The organism is Streptacidiphilus monticola (assembly GCF_042658505.1).
Classification (GTDB): domain Bacteria; phylum Actinomycetota; class Actinomycetes; order Streptomycetales; family Streptomycetaceae; genus Streptacidiphilus; species Streptacidiphilus monticola.
In genome coordinates, this window is record NZ_JBHSQJ010000173.1 from 10,889 (window position 1) to 30,665 (window position 19,777).

A 19,777-nucleotide genomic window follows, 5' to 3' on the forward strand; every position below is an offset into this window, starting at 1 on the left:
CAGCTCAGTGCCCCGCGATCTCCCAGTTCGGGCCGGCCCCCACCGACACGTCCAAGGGCGCGCGCAGCGGGTACGCGGACGCCATCTCCTCACGGACGATCCTCTCCACCCGCTCGCGCTCGCCGGGGGCCACCTCCAGCACGATCTCGTCGTGCACCTGGAGCAGCATCCGGGACCGCAGGCCCGCCCCGCGGATCGCCTCGTCGACCTTCAGCATCGCGATCTTGACGATGTCCGCCGCCGAGCCCTGGATGGGGGCGTTCAGCGCCATCCGCTCAGCCATCTCCCGCCGTTGGCGGTTGTCGCTGGTCAGGTCGGGCAGGTAGCGGCGGCGGCCGAGCAGGGTCTCGGTGTAGCCGGTCACGCGGGCCTCGTCCACCACCCGCTGCAGGTAGTCCCGGACGCCGCCGAAGCGCTCGAAATAGGTGTCCATCAGCCGCCGGGCCTCGCCTGCGTCGATGCCCAGCTGCTGCGACAGGCCGAACGCCGAGAGCCCGTAGGCCAGGCCGTAGGACATGGCCTTGACCTTGCGCCGCATCTCCGCGTCCACGCGCTCCGGCTGGACGCCGAAGACGTAGGAGCCGACGGTCGTGTGCAGGTCCTCGCCGCTGGTGAAGGCGGCGATCAGGCCCGCGTCCTCGGACAGGTGGGCCATGACACGCAGTTCGATCTGGCTGTAGTCGGCCGTCAGCAGCGTCTCGTAGCCCTCGCCCACCATGAAGGCGCGGCGGATCATGCGGCCCTCGTCGGTGCGGATCGGGATGTTCTGCAGGTTGGGGTCCTGGGAGCTCAACCTGCCGGTGGCGGCGACCATCTGATTGAACGTCGTGTGGATCCGGCCGTCCGGGGCGACCGTCTTGATCAGGCCCTCGACGGTGGTGCGCAGCCGCGTCTGGTCGCGGTGGCGCAGCAGGATGACCGGCAGCTCGTGCGTGGTCTGGGCGGCCAGCCAGGTGAGCGCGTCGGCGTCCGTGGTGTAACCGGTCTTGATCTTCTTGGTCTTGGGCAGGCCCAGCTCGTTGAAGAGGATCTCCTGCAGCTGCTTGGGCGAGCCGAGGTTGAACTCGTGGCCCACCGCGTGGTGGGCCTCCTTCACGGCCTGCTGCACGGCGGCGCCGAACTGGATCTCCAGCTGGGCCAGCCACTCCCGGTCGGCCGCGATGCCGGTGCGCTCCATCCGCGCGAGCAGTGCGGCGAGGGGGAGTTCGACGTCCCGCATCAGGGTGAGCGCGCTGCCGTCCGTGGCGAGCCGCTGCTCGAAGGCCTCGCTCAGGTCGAGCACCGTGCGCGCGGAGAGCATCAGGTGCTCGGCGGCGGCCTGGGCCTCCTCGTCCGCGTCCTCGCCGAACGCGAGCTGGCCGGAGGCGGCCGCGCCGGAGGTGTCCAGGCTGCGGCCCAGGTACTCCTCGGCGAGCACGTCGAGGCCGAAGGTGCGGCGGCCGGGCTTCTCGAGGTAGGCGGCGAGCGCGGTGTCGGAGACGATGCCGTCCACCGACCAGCCGTGCTCGGCGAAGGCCCGCTGCACCTGCTTGGCGATGTGCAGGGCCTTGGGCCGCCGCGGGTCGGCCAGCCAGGCGGCGAAGGCCCGCTCGTCCTTCTCGGGCAGGATGACCGGATCGATCCAGACCGCTTCGCCCGTGCCGGTGGCCAGCGCCACGGCGTTGACGACGCCGCTGCCGAGCGCCCAGCTGTAGTCGGCGGCCAGGCCCACCAGGCCCGCGCCGCTCGCGTGTTGGGCCAGCCAGTCGCTCAGGCCGCCCTCCTCGGTGAGCCGCGTGCCGGAGATCTCGACGGCGGGCCCCTCGGCGACGACGACGCCGGTCTCACCGCCCGCGCCCGGGTCCACCGCGAACAGCCGGTCCCGCAGCTGCTGGTTGCGGAACTCCAGAGCGTCCAGCAGCAGCACGGTGGCCTGCGTGTCGTAGGGCTGACGCACCAGCTCCTCAAGGGAGTTGACGGGCAGTTCGACGGTGCGGACCAGCTGGGTGAGCTCGTGGTTGCGCTTGACGTCCTCAAGGCCGGCCCGGAGCTTCTCGCCGATCTTGCCCTTCACCTCGTCGGCGTGGGCGACCAGTTCGTCGAAGGAACCGTACTGGGCGATCCACTTCGCGGCCGTCTTCTCGCCGACGCCGGGGATGCCGGGCAGGTTGTCCGAGGGGTCGCCACGCAGCGCCGCGAGGTCGGGGTACTGGGCGGGGGTGACTCCGTACTTGTCGAAGACGGCCTGCGGCGTGTACCGCGTCATCTCCGAGACGCCCTTGCTCGGATAGAGCACGGTGGTGTTCTCGTCGACGAGTTGGAGCGAGTCCCGGTCGCCGGTGAGGATGAGGACCTCGAAGCCCTCGGCGACGGCGCGGGTGGCCAGCGTGGCGATGATGTCGTCCGCCTCGTACTCGGCGGAGCGCAGGTGCGGCACACGCATCGCGTCGAGGATCTCGCCCACCAGCTCGACCTGGCCGCGGAAGCCGTCCGGGGAGGCGGAGCGGGTGGCCTTGTACTCGGGGTAGATGTCGGCCCGGAAGGTCTTGCGCGAGACGTCGAAGGCGACGGCGAAGTGGGTGGGCTGCTCGTCGCGGAGGATGTTGGCCAGCATCGAGGTGAAGCCGTAGACCGCGTTGGTGGGCTGGCCGGTGCTGGTGTTGAAGTTCTCCACCGGGAAGGCGTAGAAGGCCCGGTAGGCCATGGAGTGGCCGTCGAGCAGCAGCAGCCGCGGCCGCCCGCTGCCCTTGGTCGTGTCCTTCGTGCCTGCCATCAGTGCCACCCGTCTCCTCTTGCCTGGCTGGTCTCCCGGGGTCACCGAAATCCTATGGCTCGGGACCGACAAGTCGGGCCCGCCGGGCCGCCACGTACGATCGCCGCAGAGTTGTGATCACGAGACGACGATGTCGGGAGCACCATGACCGAGTTGAAGGTCCCGCAGGACGTACTGGACCACTTCGCCAAGTTCGGCGTGACCGCCGAGACGTTCTCCGGCGGGCACCTGGGCGAGAAGCTCGGCATCACGATCGTCGAGGCCTCCCCGGAGCGGGTGGTCGGCACCATGCCGGTGGAGGGCAACCAGCAGCCCTACGGCCTGCTCCACGGCGGCGCCTCCGCCGCGCTCGCCGAGACCCTCGGCTCCGTCGGCGCGATGCTGCACGCCGGCCCCGGCCGCTACGCGGTCGGCGTGGACCTCAACGCAACCCACCACCGCTCGGCCACCTCGGGCCTGGTCACCGGCGTGGCCACGGCCGTCTTCCGCGGCCGCACCGCCGCCACCTACGAGATCGCGGTCACCGACGACCAGGGCAAGCGGATCACCAGCTGCCGCCTCACCTGCGCGCTGCGCGACGTCTGAGCGGCTGCCGGCCCCCTCGCGCGGGCGTTTGGCGCACCTGCGGCGGGGGCAGAGCGCTGCCGTCGGGAGGTGCACAGCGATGACCGGACGGAGACGCCCGCAGCCGCCCCCGCCGGAGCCGCCCTCCGGCGGGGTGAGCGGCCTGGAGCTGACGTCCGGTCAGGAGTCCCAAGCGGCGTCGGAGGCGCCGATCCCCCTGGTGGTGCACGAGTCCGGTCCGAGCCGGTGGGAGCGCCGGGCGGCCGCGCGTTGGCGCGCCGTTCCGCGGCGGCGCCGACGGTGGCTGCTGCTGTCGGCGGCCGGCTCGCTGCTCGCGGTCCTGGCCGGGGCGCTGACGTGGGACGCGACGCGGCCCCGGCCGCAGCCGCCCGCCCCATGGCCCGGACAGGTGGTGGCCGCCTCGTACCTGGGCACCTACGGCTCACTCGCCCCCGAGGGTCCGCGGTTCGCCCTGCTGCTGCAATTGACCGACCGGGACACACGGCCGGTAACGGTCACAGGCGTGACTCAGCCTTACCCGGGAATGACGTTTTCTCTCATTCCCGGACTCCCCGTGACACTGAGACCCGGGGTGGCACAGGTTCTCCGCATACACCCGAAAGTCGACGACTGTTCGAGGGTGCCGACGGAAGACGTCCTACCATTTATCGACGTAACATTCCGTAACACACGCGCAATCCAGACGGTGAGCGAAATCCCGGGCGACCGGTACGCACACGACCTCCACCGGGCCCTCACCACCCTGTGCCCACCGGGCCATCCGCGCTGACCGGCGGAGTTTGCAGATAAGCAGCCCGTGGGCAGCCTCAAATCTTCCTCAGGTCATAACAACCGCATCACACAATCGCGGCGGTCTCTGCCGAGCGCGCCGACAGGGGAATACAGTCACCGCCAGTCACCGCGCTATCGGTACGTCAGGTCGGGGCCTGCGCGCGGTTCGACCCTCGATCCAGAGGAAAGGACTGAACGTGCGTAATCGTTCTCTGCTCGCCGTCTCCGCCATTGCCGTGACCGGCGCGCTCACCCTCACCGCCTGCGGCTCCCGTGCGAGCAGCAGCAACGGGAGCGGCGGCAGCGGCTCCAACACCACCGTCACCATCGGCGTCGACGCGCCGCTGACCGGTTCGCTCTCGGCCCTCGGCCTGGGCATCAAGAACTCGGTGGACCTCGCCGTCCGTACGGCCAACAGCACCAAGGAGGTCCCCGGGGTCACCTTCAAGATCGAGGCGCTCGACGACAAGAAGTCGCCGCAGCAGGGCCAGCAGAACGCCACCACCCTGGTCGCCGACCAGAACGTCGTCGGCGTCGTCGGCCCCCTCAACTCCGGTGTGGCCGTGGGCATGCAGAAGATCTTCAACGACGCCAACCTCGTCGAGATCTCCCCCGCCAACACCAACCCGCAGCTCACCCAGGGCCCCGACTGGGCCACGGGCAAGAAGGTGCGCCAGTTCAAGTCCTACTTCCGCACCGCCACCACGGACGCGATCCAGGGCCCCTTCGCCGCGCAGTACGCGTACAACGACCTGGGCAAGAAGAAGGTCTTCCTGGTCGACAACAAGCTCACCTACGGCGTCGGCCTGGTCAGCACCTTCAAGGGCGAGTTCACCAAGCTCGGCGGCAAGGTCGTCGGTGAGGACCACGTCACCAGCGGCGCCAACGACTTCTCCTCCACGGTCACCGCGATCAAGAGCTCCGGCGCCGACTTCGTCTACTTCGGCGGCGAGTACCCGGACTCCGGCCCGCTGACCAAGCAGCTCAAGGCCGCCGGCGTCAACATCCCGCTGATCGGCGGCGACGGCATGTACGACCCGACGTACATCCAGCTCGCCGGCAAGGCCGCCGAGGGTGACTTCGCCACCTCCGTCGGCGCCCCGGTCGAGACCCTCGACTCGGCCAAGAAGTTCATCGCCGACTACAAGGCCGCGGGCTACTCCGACCCGTACGCGGCCTACGGCGGCTACTCCTACGACTCGGCCTGGGCGATCATCGAGGCCGTCAAGGCCGTCGTCGCCAAGAACGGCGGCAAGACCCCGAGCCGCTCCGACGTCGAGGCCGCCGTCCAGAACGTCAACTTCCAGGGCGTGACCGGCACCGTCTCCTTCGACGAGTTCGGCGACGCCACCAACAAGCAGCTCACCGTCTACGGCGTCAAGGGTGGCAAGTGGACCACCGTCAAGACCGGCACCTTCTCCGGCTGATCTGACACCCCGTAACTCCCGCCGCGCGGGGGCGCGCCGAGAACCCTGCGCCCCTGCGCGGCTCCACATCCGGGCCCGACCGGAGCCCCTACACCACGGAGGCCTGCGGTGCACGAACTGCCGCAAAACCTGGCCAACGGCCTATTCCTCGGCGCCACCTACGGACTGATCGCCGTCGGCTACACGATGGTCTACGGCATCGTCCAGCTCATCAACTTCGCCCACGGCGAGATCTTCATGACCGGCGCCTTCGGAGCGCTCACCGTCTACCTGGGCCTCGGCTCCGGTACCTCGCTCTGGGTCGCCCTGCCCCTCATGCTGCTCGGTGGCATCATCACCGCCACCGCCATCGCCGTCATCGCCGAGCGCTTCGCCTACCGGCCGCTGCGCAACGCACCGCGCCTGGCCCCCCTGATCACCGCCATCGGGCTCTCCATCGTCCTGCAGCAACTCGTCTGGGGCTTCTACCCCAAGGCCAAGTCGCCGCGGGTCTTCCCCCAGTTCGGCGGCGGCCCGTACCACCTGGGCTCCGTGCTGATCCAGCCCGCGGACATCTTCGTCGTCGTCGCGGCCCTGGTCTCCATGCTCTTCCTGGCCTACTTCGTTCGCTCCACCCGCACCGGCCGCGCCATGCAGGCCACCGCGCAGGACCCGGACACCGCCAAGCTCATGGGCATCGACACCGACCGCGTCATCGTCATCGCCTTCGCCCTCGGCGCCACCTTCGCCGCCGTCGCCGGAGTCGCCCACGGCCTGCGCTACGGCCAGATCGACCCCTTCATGGGCTTCCTCAACGGCCTCTACGCCTTCACCGCGGCCGTCCTCGGCGGCATCGGCAACATCTACGGCGCCATGCTCGGCGGCGTCGTCCTCGGCCTCGCGCAGACCCTGGCCGCCGCCTACATCAAGAACATCCCCGGCATGGAGCAGTTCGGCAGCAACAGCTGGTCCACCGTCTGGGCCTTCGTCATCCTCATCCTGGTGCTCATGGTCAGGCCGCAGGGCCTGCTGGGCGAACGCGTCGCGGACAGGGCGTGACCACATGACCGACACCCTCGCCACCCCCACCACCTCCCCGGCGGTCCGCCCCGCGATCCCGCTGCCGGCGACGGCCGCACGCGCGATCACCCTCACCGGCGGTGTCCTCACCGCGGTGAGCGCCTTCCTGTCCTGGACCTACAGCAGCGACTTCCCCGGTGACCTCACCGTCACCGGCTACCCGGGCGGGCTGCAGTGGCTCACCTTCGCGGCCGGTCTGCTGGTCGCCGGCGGAGCGGCCGCCGGTCTCGCCCTCGGCGGAAAGCCGGTCCTGCGCGGCCGCGCCGACGGCGCCACCGTCATCCTCGCCCTCGGCGCGCTGGCCACCACCTGGTACACCCTCATCGCCATCGCCGCCGAACTCGGCGGCCTGGCCAACCTCACGGCCGGCGGCTGGATCGCGGGCATCGCCACCGTCATCGCCCTCATCGGCGCGCTCGGCCTGCCCCGCGACAGCGCCCCCGAGGGCAACGCCGTCCAGCGCGTGCTCCGCTACCCCGGCAGCCGCCCCGCTGTCCACGCCAAGTCCCTTCCGGCGCCGGTCGAATGGCTCCTGGTGGTGGTGCTGCTGGTCGTCGCGCTCGCGCTGTTCACCTACGGCATCGACACCTCGTACGGCGAGCTCTTCGTCGGCTTCCTGATCGTCGTCGCCTTCGGCATCTGGGCGCTCAACCGCTCCGGAATCGGCACCCTGATCAGGGACCTGATCAGCCGTCACCGGGCACTCGCCGCCATCGGCGCCTTCGTCGCCGCCGCGATCTTCCCGTTCACCCAGAGCAACGACGCCAACGCCACCCTGGGCGTCAACATCCTGATCTTCGGCGCCACCGCTCTCGGCCTCAACGTCGTCGTCGGACTCGCCGGCCTGCTCGACCTCGGGTACGTCGCCTTCCTCGGCGTCGGCGCCTACACCGCCGCCCTGGTATCCGGAGCCGCGACCTCCTCGATCCACGTCCAGTTCCCGTTCTGGGCAGCCGCGTTGACCGGCGCCGCCGTCTCCGGCATCGCCGGCGTCCTGCTCGGCGCACCCACGCTCCGCGTCCGCGGCGACTACCTCGCGATCGTCACCCTCGGCTTCGGTGAGATCTTCCGCATCGTCGTGCAGAACCTGGACGGCACCTCCGGCCCGAAGATCACCAACGGCCCCGACGGCATCGTCAACATCCCCGACCTCAACATCCTCGGCTTCGACATGGGCAAGGCCCACGACATCGGCGGGATCACCCTCGGGCGCTTCGCCAACTACTTCGAGCTGATGCTGGTCATCATGGCGATCATCGTGCTGGTCTTCAGCCGCAGCGCCAACTCCCGCATCGGACGCGCCTGGATCGCCATCCGCGAGGACGAGATCGCCGCCACCGCCATGGGCATCAACGGCTTCCGCTTCAAGCTCCTCGCCTTCGCCCTCGGCGCCACCCTGGCCGGCCTCGCCGGAAGCGTCATGGCCCACGTGAACTTCTCCGTGGTCCCCGACCCCTTCGTCTTCGCCGGCTCCACCCCGCCCAACTCCGCCTTCCTGCTCGCCGCGGTCGTCATCGGCGGCATGGGCACGGTCGCCGGACCCATCGTCGGCGCCTCCCTGTTCTACCTGCTGCAGGCCAAGCTGACCTTCCTGCAGAGCAACCAGCTGCTCTTCTTCGGCCTCGCGCTGATCCTCTTCATGCGCTTCCGCCCCGAGGGCATCATCGCCAGCCGGCGCCGGCAGCTGGAGTTCCACGAGACCGAGGCCCTGCCCAACGAGACCGTCGGCCCCGACGCACTGTCCAAGACGGGGGCGTGACACACCATCATGAGCATCTCCGAGACCACCGCCGCCCCCACCGCCAGCGGCACCGCCCTGCTCGAAGCCCGCGACGTCATCATGCGCTTCGGCGGCCTCACCGCCGTCAACAACGTCTCGCTGACCGTCAACCAGGGCGAGATCATCGGCCTGATCGGCCCCAACGGCGCCGGCAAGACCACCTTCTTCAACTGCCTGACCGGCCTCTACGTCCCCACCGAGGGCCAGGTCAGCTACCGCGGCCAGATCCTGCCGCCCAAGCCCTTCAAGGTCACCCAGGCCGGCATGGCCCGCACCTTCCAGAACATCCGTCTCTTCCACAACATGACGGTCCTGGAGAACGTCCTCGTCGGCCGGCACACCCGCACCAAGGAAGGCATCATCTCCGCCATCCTGCGCGGCCCCGGCTACCGCCGCGAGGAGGCCGAGTCCCGCGCCAAGGCCATGGAGTACCTGGAGTTCGTCGGACTCGCCGGCAAGGCCGAGCACCTCGCCCGGAACCTCCCCTACGGCGAGCAGCGCAAGCTGGAGATCGCCCGCGCCCTCGCCAGCGAGCCCGGCCTGCTGCTGCTGGACGAGCCCACCGCCGGCATGAACCCCCAGGAGACCCGCGCCACCGAGGAGTTGGTCTTCGCCATCCGCGACCGCGGCGTGGCCGTGCTCGTCATCGAGCACGACATGCGGTTCATCTTCAACCTCTGCGACCGCGTCGCGGTCCTCGTCCAGGGCCAGAAGCTGGTCGAGGGCGACGCCGCCACCGTCCAGGGCGACGAACGCGTCATCGCCGCCTACCTCGGTACCCCCTACGAGGAGAACCAGTGACCCCCCTTCTCGAGGTCAAGGACCTCCGCGTCTCCTACGGCAAGATCGAGGCCGTCAAGGGCATCTCGTTCTCCATCGAGCAGGGCGAGGTCGTCACCCTGATCGGCACCAACGGCGCCGGCAAGACCACCACCCTGCGCACCCTTTCCGGACTGCTGCGGCCGACCGCCGGCACCATCACCTTCGACGGCAAGCGGATCGACGGCCGCCCCGCCCACGACATCGTGAGCCTCGGCCTCGCCCACTCCCCCGAGGGCCGGCGCATCTTCGCCCGGATGACCATCGAGGAGAACCTGCTCCTCGGCGCCTTCCTCCGGAAGGACGCGGCAGGGATCCAGTCCGACGTGCAGCGCGCCTACGACCTGTTCCCGATCCTCGGCGAGCGCAGGAAGCAGGCGGCGGGCACGCTCTCCGGCGGCGAGCAGCAGATGCTGGCCATGGGACGGGCGCTGATGTCCCAGCCCAAGCTGCTGATGCTGGACGAGCCCAGCATGGGCCTGTCCCCGATCATGATGCAGAAGATCATGGCCACCATCGCGGAACTGAAGGCGGCCGGGACCACGATCCTGCTCGTCGAGCAGAACGCGCAGGCGGCCCTCTCCCTGGCCGACCAGGGCCACGTGATGGAGGTCGGGCGGGTCGTCCTCAGCGGCACGGGCCAGGACCTGCTGGTGGACGAGTCCGTCCGGAAGGCGTACCTGGGCGAGGACTGACGCCACGCCCTGCTGCCCAGACCTGACGTCACGTCAAAGGGCCCCGACCGCTTCGGCGGTCGGGGNTTTGCAGACTGTGGCCGCTACTTCTCCTCGGCGGCCTTCTTCTTGGCGTCCTGCGCCTGGCCCTCCTCGATGACCGCCTCGGCGACGGCCTTCATCGTCATCCGGCGGTCCATGGAGGTCTTCTGGATCCACCGGAACGCGGCCGGCTCGGACAGCCCGAACTTGGTCTGCAGCACGCTCTTCGCCCGGTCGACCAGCTTGCGGGTCTCCAGGCGGAGGTTGAGGTCGGCGATCTCGTCCTCGAGCGCCCGCATCTCGCTGTACCGGCTGACGGCCATCTCGATGGCGGGGACGAGGTCTGCCTTGTTGAACGGCTTCACGATGTACGCCATCGCCCCCGCGTCGCGGGCGCGGTCCACGAGCTCGCGCTGCGAGAAGGCGGTCAGCATGAGGACGGGCGCGATGTGCGCCTCGTGGATCTGCTCGGCGGCGGAGAGCCCGTCCAGGACGGGCATCTTCACGTCCAGGATGACCAGGTCCGGCTTCAGCTCCGTGGCCAGCTTCACCGCCGTCTCGCCGTCCCCGGCCTCGCCGACGACGGTGTAGCCCTCCTCCTCGAGCATCTCCTTGAGGTCGAGGCGGATCAGCGCCTCGTCCTCGGCGATGACCACTCGAGTCGTCTGCGGCGGTACATGCTGCTCGGGCTGCTCATCGGCGGCGGTCACGATGCTCCTGGTTGCTGCGGGGGCGTTCGGATGAAAGCCTACCTAGCTGCACGTCTGCCGTCCTACACGGTATGGTTCTTCTCGCGCAGCAAGCCGGGTTGGTGGAACGGCATACACGGATGTCTCAAACACATCTGCCCGAGAGGGCTTGCGGGTTCGAATCCCGCACCCGGCACCCGTATTCCTGACGATCAAGGGCTTCGCTCAATTGAGCGAAGCCCTTGTGCTTTGCTCCCGCGCGACAGCACCAGCCGACCACAGTCGAGCCATGAGCCAGCCGGAAACACACACGCTCGTCCTGGCCGCCTGCCGCGCCGGGAAGCCCTATCCGATCATCTCCGCCGAATACGGGGTGCCGCGCGGCACCATCGGCTACTGGGTCCATCAGGACCGGCGCAGCCGGGGGGAGTCCGCGCCGCCCAGACCCTCCGCCTGCCCCCGCTGCGACGGAACTCCCCTGGCCCATGAGGCGTACTCCTATCTGCTCGGCCTCTATCTGGGCGACGGCCACATCGTCTCGAAGCCCAAGCAGCACCACCTGTCGGTGACTCTCGACGACGCCTGGCCGGGAATCATCGACGCGACCGAGACGGCCATGCGCACCGTCATGCCGGCCTACCGGACGGGGCGCGCCCAGCGGACGGGCTGCACCGTCGTCAAGTCCTACTCCGTGCACTGGACGTGCCTGTTCCCCCAGCACGGGCCCGGCCTCAAGAGCAGCCGCCGGATCGCGCTGCAGCCGTGGCAGCACCAGATCGTCGGGGCGCACCCGTGGGCCCTGCTGCGCGGCCTCATCCACTCCGACGGCTGCCGCGTCACCAACTGGACCGTCCAGCGGGGCAAGCGCTACGAGTACCCGCGGTACCTCTTCACCAACAAGTCCGACGACATCCGGCAGATCTTCTGCGATGCCCTGGACGCCGTCGGGGTGGCCTGGCGTGTAACACGCCGGGCGGGCTGCGCCTATAACATCTCCGTGGCGCGGCGCGATTCCGTGGCCTTGATGGATGCTCAGATCGGGCCCAAGTATTGAAAGTTGAGCCCCGGGGCCGCAATTCTCAAATAAACCTCAAGACATGAGCACCCCTCCCCACCTGCGGCGACGTCGTATGAAAATCGGGTGTGTTAGGTGTCTATTCAGCAACGAAATCTATGCATGCAGCGAAACGCTGCTTAATCTGGGGCAACTCTTCGCAGGACCCTCACCCACACGGAGGCCCACCCATGGCTCGTGTCGATCAGCTTGCCCCTCCCACCAGTTCAACCGGCTCAGGCCGCTCACTGCGGCGGGAGGTCGGGCTCATCGGCCTGATGTGGGCCTCGGTCGGATCGATCATCGGCTCGGGCTGGCTCTACGGCGCCCAGAAGGCCGTCGTCGTCGCCGGGCCCGCCGCCGTCATCTCCTGGATCATCGGCGCGTTCGCGATCGTGCTGCTCGCCCTGGTCCACGCCGAGCTCGGCGGCATGTTCCCGGTCGCGGGCGGCACCGCCCGCTACCCGCACTACGCCTTCGGCGGTCTCGCCGGCATGTCCTTCGGCTGGTTCTCCTGGCTGCAGGCCGCCACCGTCGCGCCCATCGAGGTCGAGGCGATGATCGGCTACGCCGGGCACTGGTCCTGGGCGGACGGCTTCCTCAACGCCGACCAGACGCTGACCACCTCGGGCTTCATCGTCGCGACGATACTGATGGCCGTCTTCGTCGCCGTGAACTTCCTGGGCGTCAGGATCCTCGCGCACACCAACAGCGCGGCCACCTGGTGGAAGATCTTCGTTCCGCTGGTCGCCATCTTCGTGATCTCGGCGACCCACTTCCACAGCTCGAACTTCACCTCGCACGGCTTCGCGCCGTTCGGTTCCAAGGGTGTCCTGGCCGCGATCAGCACCAGCGGCATCATCTTCGCCCTCCTCGGCTTCGAGCAGGCGATCCAGCTGGCGGGCGAGAGCCGCAACCCGAAGCGCGACATCCCGCGGGCCGTCCTCGGGTCCGTCGCCATCGGCGCCGCCATCTACCTGATGCTGCAGATCTCCTACATCGGCGCGCTGCCCGGCTCCTCCTTCGTGCACGGATGGGCGCACCTGGCCTACAAGGGCATCGAGGGGCCGTGGGCGGGTCTGGCCAACCTGGTCGGCCTGGGCTTCCTGGCCAAGGTGCTGTTCCTGGACGCGATCATCTCCCCCGGTGGCACCGGCCTGATCTACACCACCTCGACCTCCAGGATCTCGTACGGCCTGAGCCGCAACGGCTACGCGCCTCGCCTCTTCGAGAGCACGGACCGCAACGACGTTCCGTGGTTCGGTCTGCTGATGTCCTTCGTCGTCGGCGTGATCTGCTTCCTGCCGTTCCCGAGCTGGCAGCAGCTGGTCTCCTTCATCACCTCCGCCAGCGTGCTGATGTACGCGGGCGCCCCGCTCGCCTACGGCGCGCTGCGCAAGCAGCTGCCGCACCGTGAGCGTCCGTACCGGCTGCCGTTCGGCCAGGTGATCGCCCCGGTGTCGTTCGTCATCGCGAGCCTGATCATCTACTGGTCCGGCTGGGACACGCTGTGGCGCCTGGGCGTCGCCATCGTCATCGGCTACGCCTTCCTCGGCGGCTACGCGGCCTACGCCATCGCCAAGGGCAAGCCGAACGCGCCGCGCATGGACTGGAAGGCGGCGCAGTGGCTGCCGGTCTACCTGGTCGGTCTCGGCGTGATCTCGTACCTGGGCGGCTTCGGCGGCGACGGCACGATCCCGCTGTGGTGGGACATGGGCCTGATCGCGGTGTTCTCGCTGGTCGTCTACTACTGGGCCGTCGCGGTGTCGCTGCGCGGCGCGGACATCGAGCGGAACATCGAGGACGTCGAGGTCGTGGACGAGGGCGGCCACTGACCCTCGGCGCTGACGGAACGTCACGGCACGCCGGCGAGGTACGGCGAAGCCGGTGAACGCCGGCGAGGTACGGCGAATGACCGGCGAAGTCCGGCGGCGTCCGGTGAAAGACCGGGAGGGTGCGGGATCAAGGACGATCCCGCACCCTCCTTCTTCTCTGCGGCTCCTGGCGGAGCGTCAGCGGAAGTTCCGCGGGTGGTCGTCCTGGCCCACGTGGTGGACGCGGACCAGGTTGGTGGAGCCGGCCAGGCCGGGCGGGGAGCCGGCGGTGATGACCACGATGTCGCCGATCTCGCAGCGGCCGATGGCCAGCAGCGCGGCGTCGACCTGGGCGACCATCTCGTCGGTGGTCTCGACGAACGGTCCCAGGAACGTTTCGACACCCCAGCTGAGCGCCAACTGGCTGCGCACCGCGGGCTCGTAGGTGAAGGCGAGCACGGGGATGGGCGAGCGGTAGCGGGCCAGGCGCTTGGCGGTGTCGCCGGACTGGGTGAAGGCGACGAGGTACTTGGCCCCGAGGAAGTCGCCGATCTCCGCCGCCGCCCGGGCCACGGCGCCGCCCTGGGTGCGGGGCTTGCTGGACTCGGTGAGCGGGGGCAGGCCCTCGGCGAGGGTCTCCTCCTCGGCCGCGGCGACGATGCGGCTCATGGTCCGCACGGTCTCGACGGGGAACTTGCCGACGCTGGTCTCGCCGGAGAGCATCACCGCGTCCGTCCCGTCCAGGACGGCGTTGGCGACGTCGGAGGCCTCGGCGCGGGTGGGCCGGGAGGCGTTGATCATCGAGTCCAGCATCTGGGTGGCGACGATGACCGGCTTGGCGTTGCGACGGCAGAGGGCGATGGCGCGCTTCTGCACCATGGGAACGCTCTCAAGGGGCATCTCGACGCCGAGGTCGCCGCGGGCGACCATGACGCCGTCGAAGGCGTCGACGATCTCCGCGAGGTTGTCCACCGCCTGCGGCTTCTCGATCTTGGCGATGACCGGGACGAAACGTCCCTCCTCGCTCATGATGCGGTGGACGTCCTTGACGTCCTCGGCGGTGCGGACGAAGGAGAGGGCGATCAGGTCGGCCCCGATGCGGAGGGCCCAGCGCAGGTCGGCGACGTCCTTGTCGCTGAGCGCGGGGACGGAGACGGCGACGCCGGGGAGGTTGAGCCCCTTGTGGTCGGAGACCATGCCGCCTTCGGTGACCGTGCAGTGGACGCGGGGGCCGTCGACGCTGACGACCTGGAGGCCCACCCGGCCGTCGTCGACGAGGATGCGCTCGCCGGGGGTGACGTCCTCGTGGAGTCCCTTGTAGGTGGTGCCGCACAGGTGACGGTCGCCGGGGACGTCCTCGGTGGTGATGGTGAAGCTGTCCCCGCGCTCCAGGAGGACGGGGCCCTCGGCGAAGGTGTCGAGGCGGATCTTGGGGCCCTGCAGGTCGACGAGGATGCCGACGCTGCGGCGGGCCTCGTCGGAGGCCTTGCGGACCCGGCGGTAGCGGTCCTCGTGCTCGGCGTAGGAGCCGTGGCTGAGGTTGAGGCGGGCCACGTCCATCCCGGCGTCGACCAGTGCCTTGATCTGGTCGTAGGAGTCGGTGGCTGGCCCGAGGGTACAGACGATTTTTGCTCGGCGCATGGCACGAGCGTAGGCGCTACCGAGCGGTAGCTGCGGCGCTCCTACGTTTCGTCAGATGGCTTGCGGGGAAAGGACGGTGGAACTTTTGTGGAGTCGGCGGGCATCTTTCGGACACCGCCGTACAGATGAACGCGGATCGAACTCTGAGTGGATTCTCCGGCCGCCCCTGGAGGGGCGGGTGAGGTATGCCTAACATCGGCCGGGTGATTCAGGTACGACGGCGCAGCGTGTGGAGCGCGGCCCTGGTCGCGCTGGTGGCCGCGACGGCGGGCGGGGTGGCCTGGGGCCTCTCCGGCTCCCCGGCCCGGAGCGCGGCCCAGGCCCCGACTCCCGTGGACTATCCGGGACTTCCGCACACCCCGGTCAACGTGTCGGAGGGCGGCTGCGGCGCCGGCTGGTCTTCGGGACGCACCGGCCTGCAGGTGTTCGACCTCCGGGACAGCAGCACCGGCAACGCCGACGTGCAGTTGCTGGAGCCGTCGAGCGGGCGCGTCGTCGGCGAGGTGGAGGGGCTGGCGGCGGGCACGTCCCGGCCGCTGCTGGTCCGGCTGGCTGCGGGCCGGTACGCGTTCCGCTGCCTGCTGACGGACACGGACGCGGTGACCGGGCCGGCGGTCCCGGTGTCGGGGCCGGGCTCGCAGTCGGAAGGGGCTTCGGGCACCCCGGGGGTGGTCCCGGTGACGCAGCAGGACCTGATACCGGCGGCCCAGGCGTACCAGAAGTGGGTGGCCGCCCAACTGCCCGCGCTGCTCGCGCAGGTGACGGCGCTGCAGTCGGACGTGGCGGCGGGCGACCTGGGGCGGGCCCGAGCCGACTGGCTCACCGCGCACCTGTCGTACGAGCGGCTGGGCGCGGCGTACGGCGCGTTCGGGGACGCGGATGCCGCGATCAACGCGGCAGGACACGACGGTACGGGCTTCCACCGCCTGGAGTACGGCCTGTGGCACGGCGAGTCGGCAGCCTCCCTGGGCGCACCGGCCGCCCGGCTGGTCCAGGACGTACGCGCGCTGCAACGCTCGTGGAGCGCGGTGCAGTTCGACCCGCAGCTGCTCGGGGTGCGGGCGCACGAGATCGTGGAGAACACCATCGAGTTCGAGCTGACCGGCCGCACCGACGAAGGCAGCGGCAGCAACCTGCGGACGGCGCAGGCCAATCTGGAGGGGACGGCGGAGGTGCTGGCGCTGCTGCGTCCCCTGCTCGCCTCACGCCTCCCGCTCGGCCCGGTGGACGCGGCCCTGTCGGCGGCCCGCGCCGAGCTGCGGTCGCTGGGCGGGGTGCCCCTGTCGCAGGTGACGCGCGCTCAGCGGGAGCTGCTGAACGCCCGCTTCGGCGCGTTGGTGGAGGAGTTGGCACCGGTCGCGGCCGTGTGCGACGAGAGGCGGACGTCGTGAACCTGCGTGATTTGGACCGGCGTGCGGTGCTGCGGGGGACGCTGGCCGCGGGCACGGCGCTGCCGCTGGCCGCGTCGGCTTCGGCTTCGGCTTCGGCCGCCTCCCCGGCTACGGCGGCTGCGTCGGCTGCGGCCTCGTTCCACGGCGTGCACCAGCCGGGCATCCTCAGCGAGAAGCAACGCTGCGCCGCCTTCGTCGCCTTCGACGTCACCGCCTCGGATCGGGCTGGACTCACCGCTCTGTTCCGGACGTTGACGGACCGGCTGCGCTTCCTGAGCACCGGCGGCGTCCCGGAGCCGCTGGGCATCGGCGCGCCGCCGGCGGACTCGGGCGTGCTGGGTCCCGAGGTCCCGGCCGGACAGTTGACCGCGCTCGTCGCGGTCGGGGCCTCGCTCTTCGACGACCGCTTCGGGCTGGCCGCCCGGCGGCCGCTGCGGCTGACGGCGATGCCGGCCTTCCCCGACGACGACCTGGACCCCGACTGGTGCCACGGCGACCTCCTGCTGCAGCTGGAGGCCCCGGACGTGGATGTGCTGGCCCACGCGCTGCGGGACGTGGCCCGGCACACCCGGGGGGCGATGCAGGTGCGCTGGCGCATCGACGGCTTCGCCTCGCCGCCCCGGCCGCGAGGAACTCCCCGCAACCTCATGGGCTTCCGGGACGGCACGGCCAACCCGGACACCGGTGACGCCCGGTTGATGGACCGGCTGGTGTGGATCGGCGCCGGGTCCGGGGAGCCGGCCTGGACGGTGGGCGGGTCCTATCTCGCGGTGCGGCTGATCCGGATGCTGGTGGAGTTCTGGGACCGGGTCGGCCTCAACGAGCAGGAGCGGATGTTCGGCCGCCAGAAGGACTCGGGCGCCCCGCTGGACGGGCAGCGGGAGACGGACACACCGCGCTACTCGGCCGACCCGACAGGCGACGTGATCCCGCTGGACTCGCACATCCGGCTGGCCAACCCGCGCACGGCGGCGACGGAGCAGCAGCGGCTGCTGCGCCGGGGCTTCAACTACGACCGGGGCACGGACGCGAACGGCAACCTGGACATGGGGCTGGTCTTCTGCGCCTTCCAGCAGGATCTGGAGCGTCAGTTCGCCACCGTGCAGCGGCGGTTGGCGGGCGAGCCGCTGACGGACTACATCACGCCGTTCGGAGGCGGGTACTTCCTGGCCCTGCCCGGGGTGAGAGACAGGCAGGAATGGTACGGGCGTGCGCTACTCGCATAGATGCTTCCACCCTGTGTTCATCCTCCCGCCATGCGGCTCGCGTTGGATGCCTGCGGCTCCCCTGAGTTCGGGGAGTCTCAGCAGGCCTGAAGGGGTGCACGACGATGGTTGAGAAGCAGGGTGCCCGGCGCGGCCGCCGTTGGGCGGCGCTGGTCGGCGCGGCGGCGCTGGCCTCGGCGGCGGGCATGGCTCCCGCCTGGGCGCACGGCGGCGGGCAGCCGACGCCGGGCAAGGTACACACGCAGACGCCGATCAAGCACCTGGTGGTGCTCTTCCAGGAGAACGTCTCCTTCGACCACTACTTCGGCACCTACCCGACCGCGCTGAACACGGACGGGACGGCGTTCACCGCGCAGCACGACACGCCGAAGCACATCAACAACCTGGTCAACTCGGGTCTGCTGGTCCAGAACCCGAACCTGTACGCGCCGAAGCGGCTCAGCCCGAGCCAGGCGCTGACCTGCGACCAGAACCACAACTACAGCCCGGAGCAGTACGCCGCCAACGGCGGCAAGATGGACAAGTTCGTCCAGTACACGTCCAAGGACACCTGCTCGGGCGGCCTGTTCGGGGCGCCGGGCCTGACCATGGACTACTACGACGGCAACACCGTCACCGCGCTGTGGAACTACGCGCAGAACTACACGTTGAACGACAACTCGTTCAGCGACGTGTACGGCCCCTCCACCCCCGGTGCGCTGAACCTGATCTCCGGTCAGACGCACGGCGTGGTCTCGGTGACCGGCAACGGCTCGACCGAGAACCCGACGCAGACCACGACGCCGGACTCGTACACGGTCCACTCGCCGAACGCGCAGGGCGTCGGCACGGTCACCGCCGACCCGGACCCGGCGTACGACGACTGCTCGGACAGCAACCACACCAGCGCCAACGCGCTCGCGGCGATGCAGGGCCGGAACATCGGTGACCTGCTCAACGACCGCCACGTGACCTGGGGTTGGTTCCAGGGCGGCTTCCGTCCCACCAAGCCCTACACGGGCACGGGCTACGCGGTGTGCGGCGCGACCCACACCAACCTCGGCGGCGCGACGGTGGCGGACTACAGCCCGCACCACAACCCGTTCGAGTACTACAAGTCCACGTCCAACCCGCACCACACCGCCCCGTCGTCGGTGGCCGAGATCGGCAACAACGGCCCGGCGAACCACGAGTACGACCTGACCGACTTCGACGCGGCGCTGGCGGCGGGCAACCTCCCGGCGGTCAGCTTCCTGAAGGCCGGCGAGTACCAGGACGGCCACGCGGCCTACTCGGACCCGATCGACGAGCAGCACTTCCTGGTCAAGGAGATCAACGCCCTGGAGTCCTCCCCCGAGTGGAACTCCACGGCGGTCGTCATCGCCTACGACGACTCGGACGGCTGGTACGACCACGTCTACCACGACCCGACCAACGGCTCGCAGGACCAGACCGTGTCCAACGGCGTGTCCTACGACTCCCCCGCCTGCCAGGGCGCGGCCGCGGCCGGCGGCTACGCCGACCGCTGCGGCCCCGGCCCGCGCCAGCCGCTGCTGGTCATCTCGCCGTACGCCAAGGTGAACCACGTCGACCACACGTTCACGACGCAGACGTCGATCCTGAAGTTCATCGAGGACAACTGGCGCACCGGCCGCATCGGCGACTCGTCCTTCGACGCCACGGCGGGCTCGCTGCGGAACGCGTTCGACTTCGGCCACCCGAACCGCAAGAAGGTACTCCTCAACTCCAACGGCTCGGTTTCCGCGGTCGGCGTCCTGCCGGCGAGCGTGGCCGGTGACACCCCGTCAGCCGTGACCTTCTCCAACTCGTCCGCGACCGCGGACAGCTCCACGAGCCAGACCTGGATCGCGGTCGGCCTCGGCGCGGCGGTCGCCGCCGCCGGCGCCGTCAACTGGACCATGCGCCGCCGCCGCGCCCTGTAGGGGCGGGACGGCGCGAGCAACACCCCGTTGAGGGAGTAACCAGGCACCTCCTCACGCGGGCGAGGACACGGCGCGAACAGCCCACCTCTCGGGGAGGTCCGACCCCATGTGGGGGATGGACCTCCCCGAGA

At 69.9% G+C, this 19,777-nt stretch carries 14 protein-coding genes and 1 tRNA gene; 12 read left to right on the forward strand and 3 right to left on the reverse strand.

Annotated elements, in window-relative coordinates:
• Positions 1-4: 4 nt before the first annotated feature.
• A complete protein-coding gene (gene polA / locus ACFP3V_RS30400; protein WP_380590582.1) occupies positions 5-2,752 on the reverse strand; it encodes a DNA polymerase I in 2,748 nt (915 codons plus the stop codon).
• Positions 2,753-2,896: 144 nt separating this feature from the next.
• On the opposite strand from polA, the gene ACFP3V_RS30405 reads away from it, so the two are divergent.
• The 6 genes from ACFP3V_RS30405 to ACFP3V_RS30430 all read left to right on the forward strand — a co-directional run bounded on the left by ACFP3V_RS30405 (position 2,897) and on the right by ACFP3V_RS30430 (position 9,888).
• Positions 2,897-3,337, forward strand: a complete 441-nt coding sequence (locus ACFP3V_RS30405) for a PaaI family thioesterase (protein ID WP_380590585.1) — start codon at positions 2,897-2,899, stop codon at positions 3,335-3,337.
• Between the two features lie 968 nt (positions 3,338-4,305).
• Positions 4,306-5,535: a branched-chain amino acid ABC transporter substrate-binding protein gene (locus tag ACFP3V_RS30410; RefSeq protein ID WP_380590587.1), complete on the forward strand. Its 1,230-nt coding sequence runs from the start codon at positions 4,306-4,308 to the stop codon at positions 5,533-5,535.
• A 108-nt stretch (positions 5,536-5,643) separates the two neighbouring features.
• Positions 5,644-6,573: a branched-chain amino acid ABC transporter permease gene (locus ACFP3V_RS30415; protein WP_380590590.1), complete on the forward strand. Its 930-nt coding sequence runs from the start codon at positions 5,644-5,646 to the stop codon at positions 6,571-6,573.
• 4 nt (positions 6,574-6,577) lie between these two features.
• Positions 6,578-8,353 (forward strand): branched-chain amino acid ABC transporter permease, encoded by a 1,776-nt coding sequence (locus tag ACFP3V_RS30420; protein WP_380590593.1) that lies wholly within the window; start codon positions 6,578-6,580, stop codon positions 8,351-8,353.
• 9 nt (positions 8,354-8,362) lie between these two features.
• The gene (locus ACFP3V_RS30425) at positions 8,363-9,175 is read left to right on the forward strand and encodes an ABC transporter ATP-binding protein (protein WP_380590596.1); all 813 of its coding nucleotides are present in this window, start codon (positions 8,363-8,365) and stop codon (positions 9,173-9,175) included.
• Entirely contained in the window at positions 9,172-9,888 is a 717-nt protein-coding gene (locus tag ACFP3V_RS30430; protein ID WP_380590599.1) for an ABC transporter ATP-binding protein, read from the forward strand. Before ACFP3V_RS30425 ends, ACFP3V_RS30430 begins: the two co-directional genes overlap by 4 nt.
• Positions 9,889-9,971: 83 nt before the next feature.
• Here the strand turns inward: ACFP3V_RS30430 and ACFP3V_RS30435 are convergent, their stop codons facing one another.
• Entirely contained in the window at positions 9,972-10,619 is a 648-nt protein-coding gene (locus ACFP3V_RS30435; RefSeq protein WP_380590602.1) for an ANTAR domain-containing response regulator, read from the reverse strand.
• 92 nt (positions 10,620-10,711) lie between these two features.
• On the opposite strand from ACFP3V_RS30435, the gene ACFP3V_RS30440 reads away from it, so the two are divergent.
• The 3 genes from ACFP3V_RS30440 (at position 10,712) to ACFP3V_RS30450 (ending at position 13,487) form a co-directional block, all read left to right on the forward strand.
• Positions 10,712-10,794: transfer RNA gene (locus tag ACFP3V_RS30440), tRNA-Leu, on the forward strand.
• A gap of 93 nt (positions 10,795-10,887) precedes the next feature.
• Positions 10,888-11,652 (forward strand): helix-turn-helix domain-containing protein, encoded by a 765-nt coding sequence (locus tag ACFP3V_RS30445; protein WP_380590605.1) that lies wholly within the window; start codon positions 10,888-10,890, stop codon positions 11,650-11,652.
• A 191-nt stretch (positions 11,653-11,843) separates the two neighbouring features.
• On the forward strand, positions 11,844-13,487 hold the full coding sequence (locus ACFP3V_RS30450) for an APC family permease (RefSeq protein ID WP_380590608.1): 1,644 nt from the start codon (positions 11,844-11,846) through the stop codon (positions 13,485-13,487).
• Between the two features lie 177 nt (positions 13,488-13,664).
• On the opposite strand, the gene pyk is transcribed toward ACFP3V_RS30450, so the two are convergent.
• Positions 13,665-15,107, reverse strand: a complete 1,443-nt coding sequence (pyk, locus tag ACFP3V_RS30455; RefSeq protein WP_380590611.1) for a pyruvate kinase — start codon at positions 15,105-15,107, stop codon at positions 13,665-13,667.
• Between the two features lie 203 nt (positions 15,108-15,310).
• Here pyk and ACFP3V_RS30460 point away from each other — a divergent pair, with 203 nt between their 5' ends.
• The 3 genes from ACFP3V_RS30460 to ACFP3V_RS30470 all read left to right on the forward strand — a co-directional run bounded on the left by ACFP3V_RS30460 (position 15,311) and on the right by ACFP3V_RS30470 (position 19,646).
• The gene (locus tag ACFP3V_RS30460) at positions 15,311-16,498 is read left to right on the forward strand and encodes an EfeM/EfeO family lipoprotein (protein ID WP_380590613.1); all 1,188 of its coding nucleotides are present in this window, start codon (positions 15,311-15,313) and stop codon (positions 16,496-16,498) included.
• A 2-nt stretch (positions 16,499-16,500) separates the two neighbouring features.
• A complete protein-coding gene (efeB, locus tag ACFP3V_RS30465; protein ID WP_380590654.1) occupies positions 16,501-17,724 on the forward strand; it encodes an iron uptake transporter deferrochelatase/peroxidase subunit in 1,224 nt (407 codons plus the stop codon).
• Positions 17,725-17,828: 104 nt separating this feature from the next.
• Entirely contained in the window at positions 17,829-19,646 is a 1,818-nt protein-coding gene (locus ACFP3V_RS30470; protein WP_380590616.1) for a phospholipase C, read from the forward strand.
• Positions 19,647-19,777 lie beyond the last annotated feature (131 nt).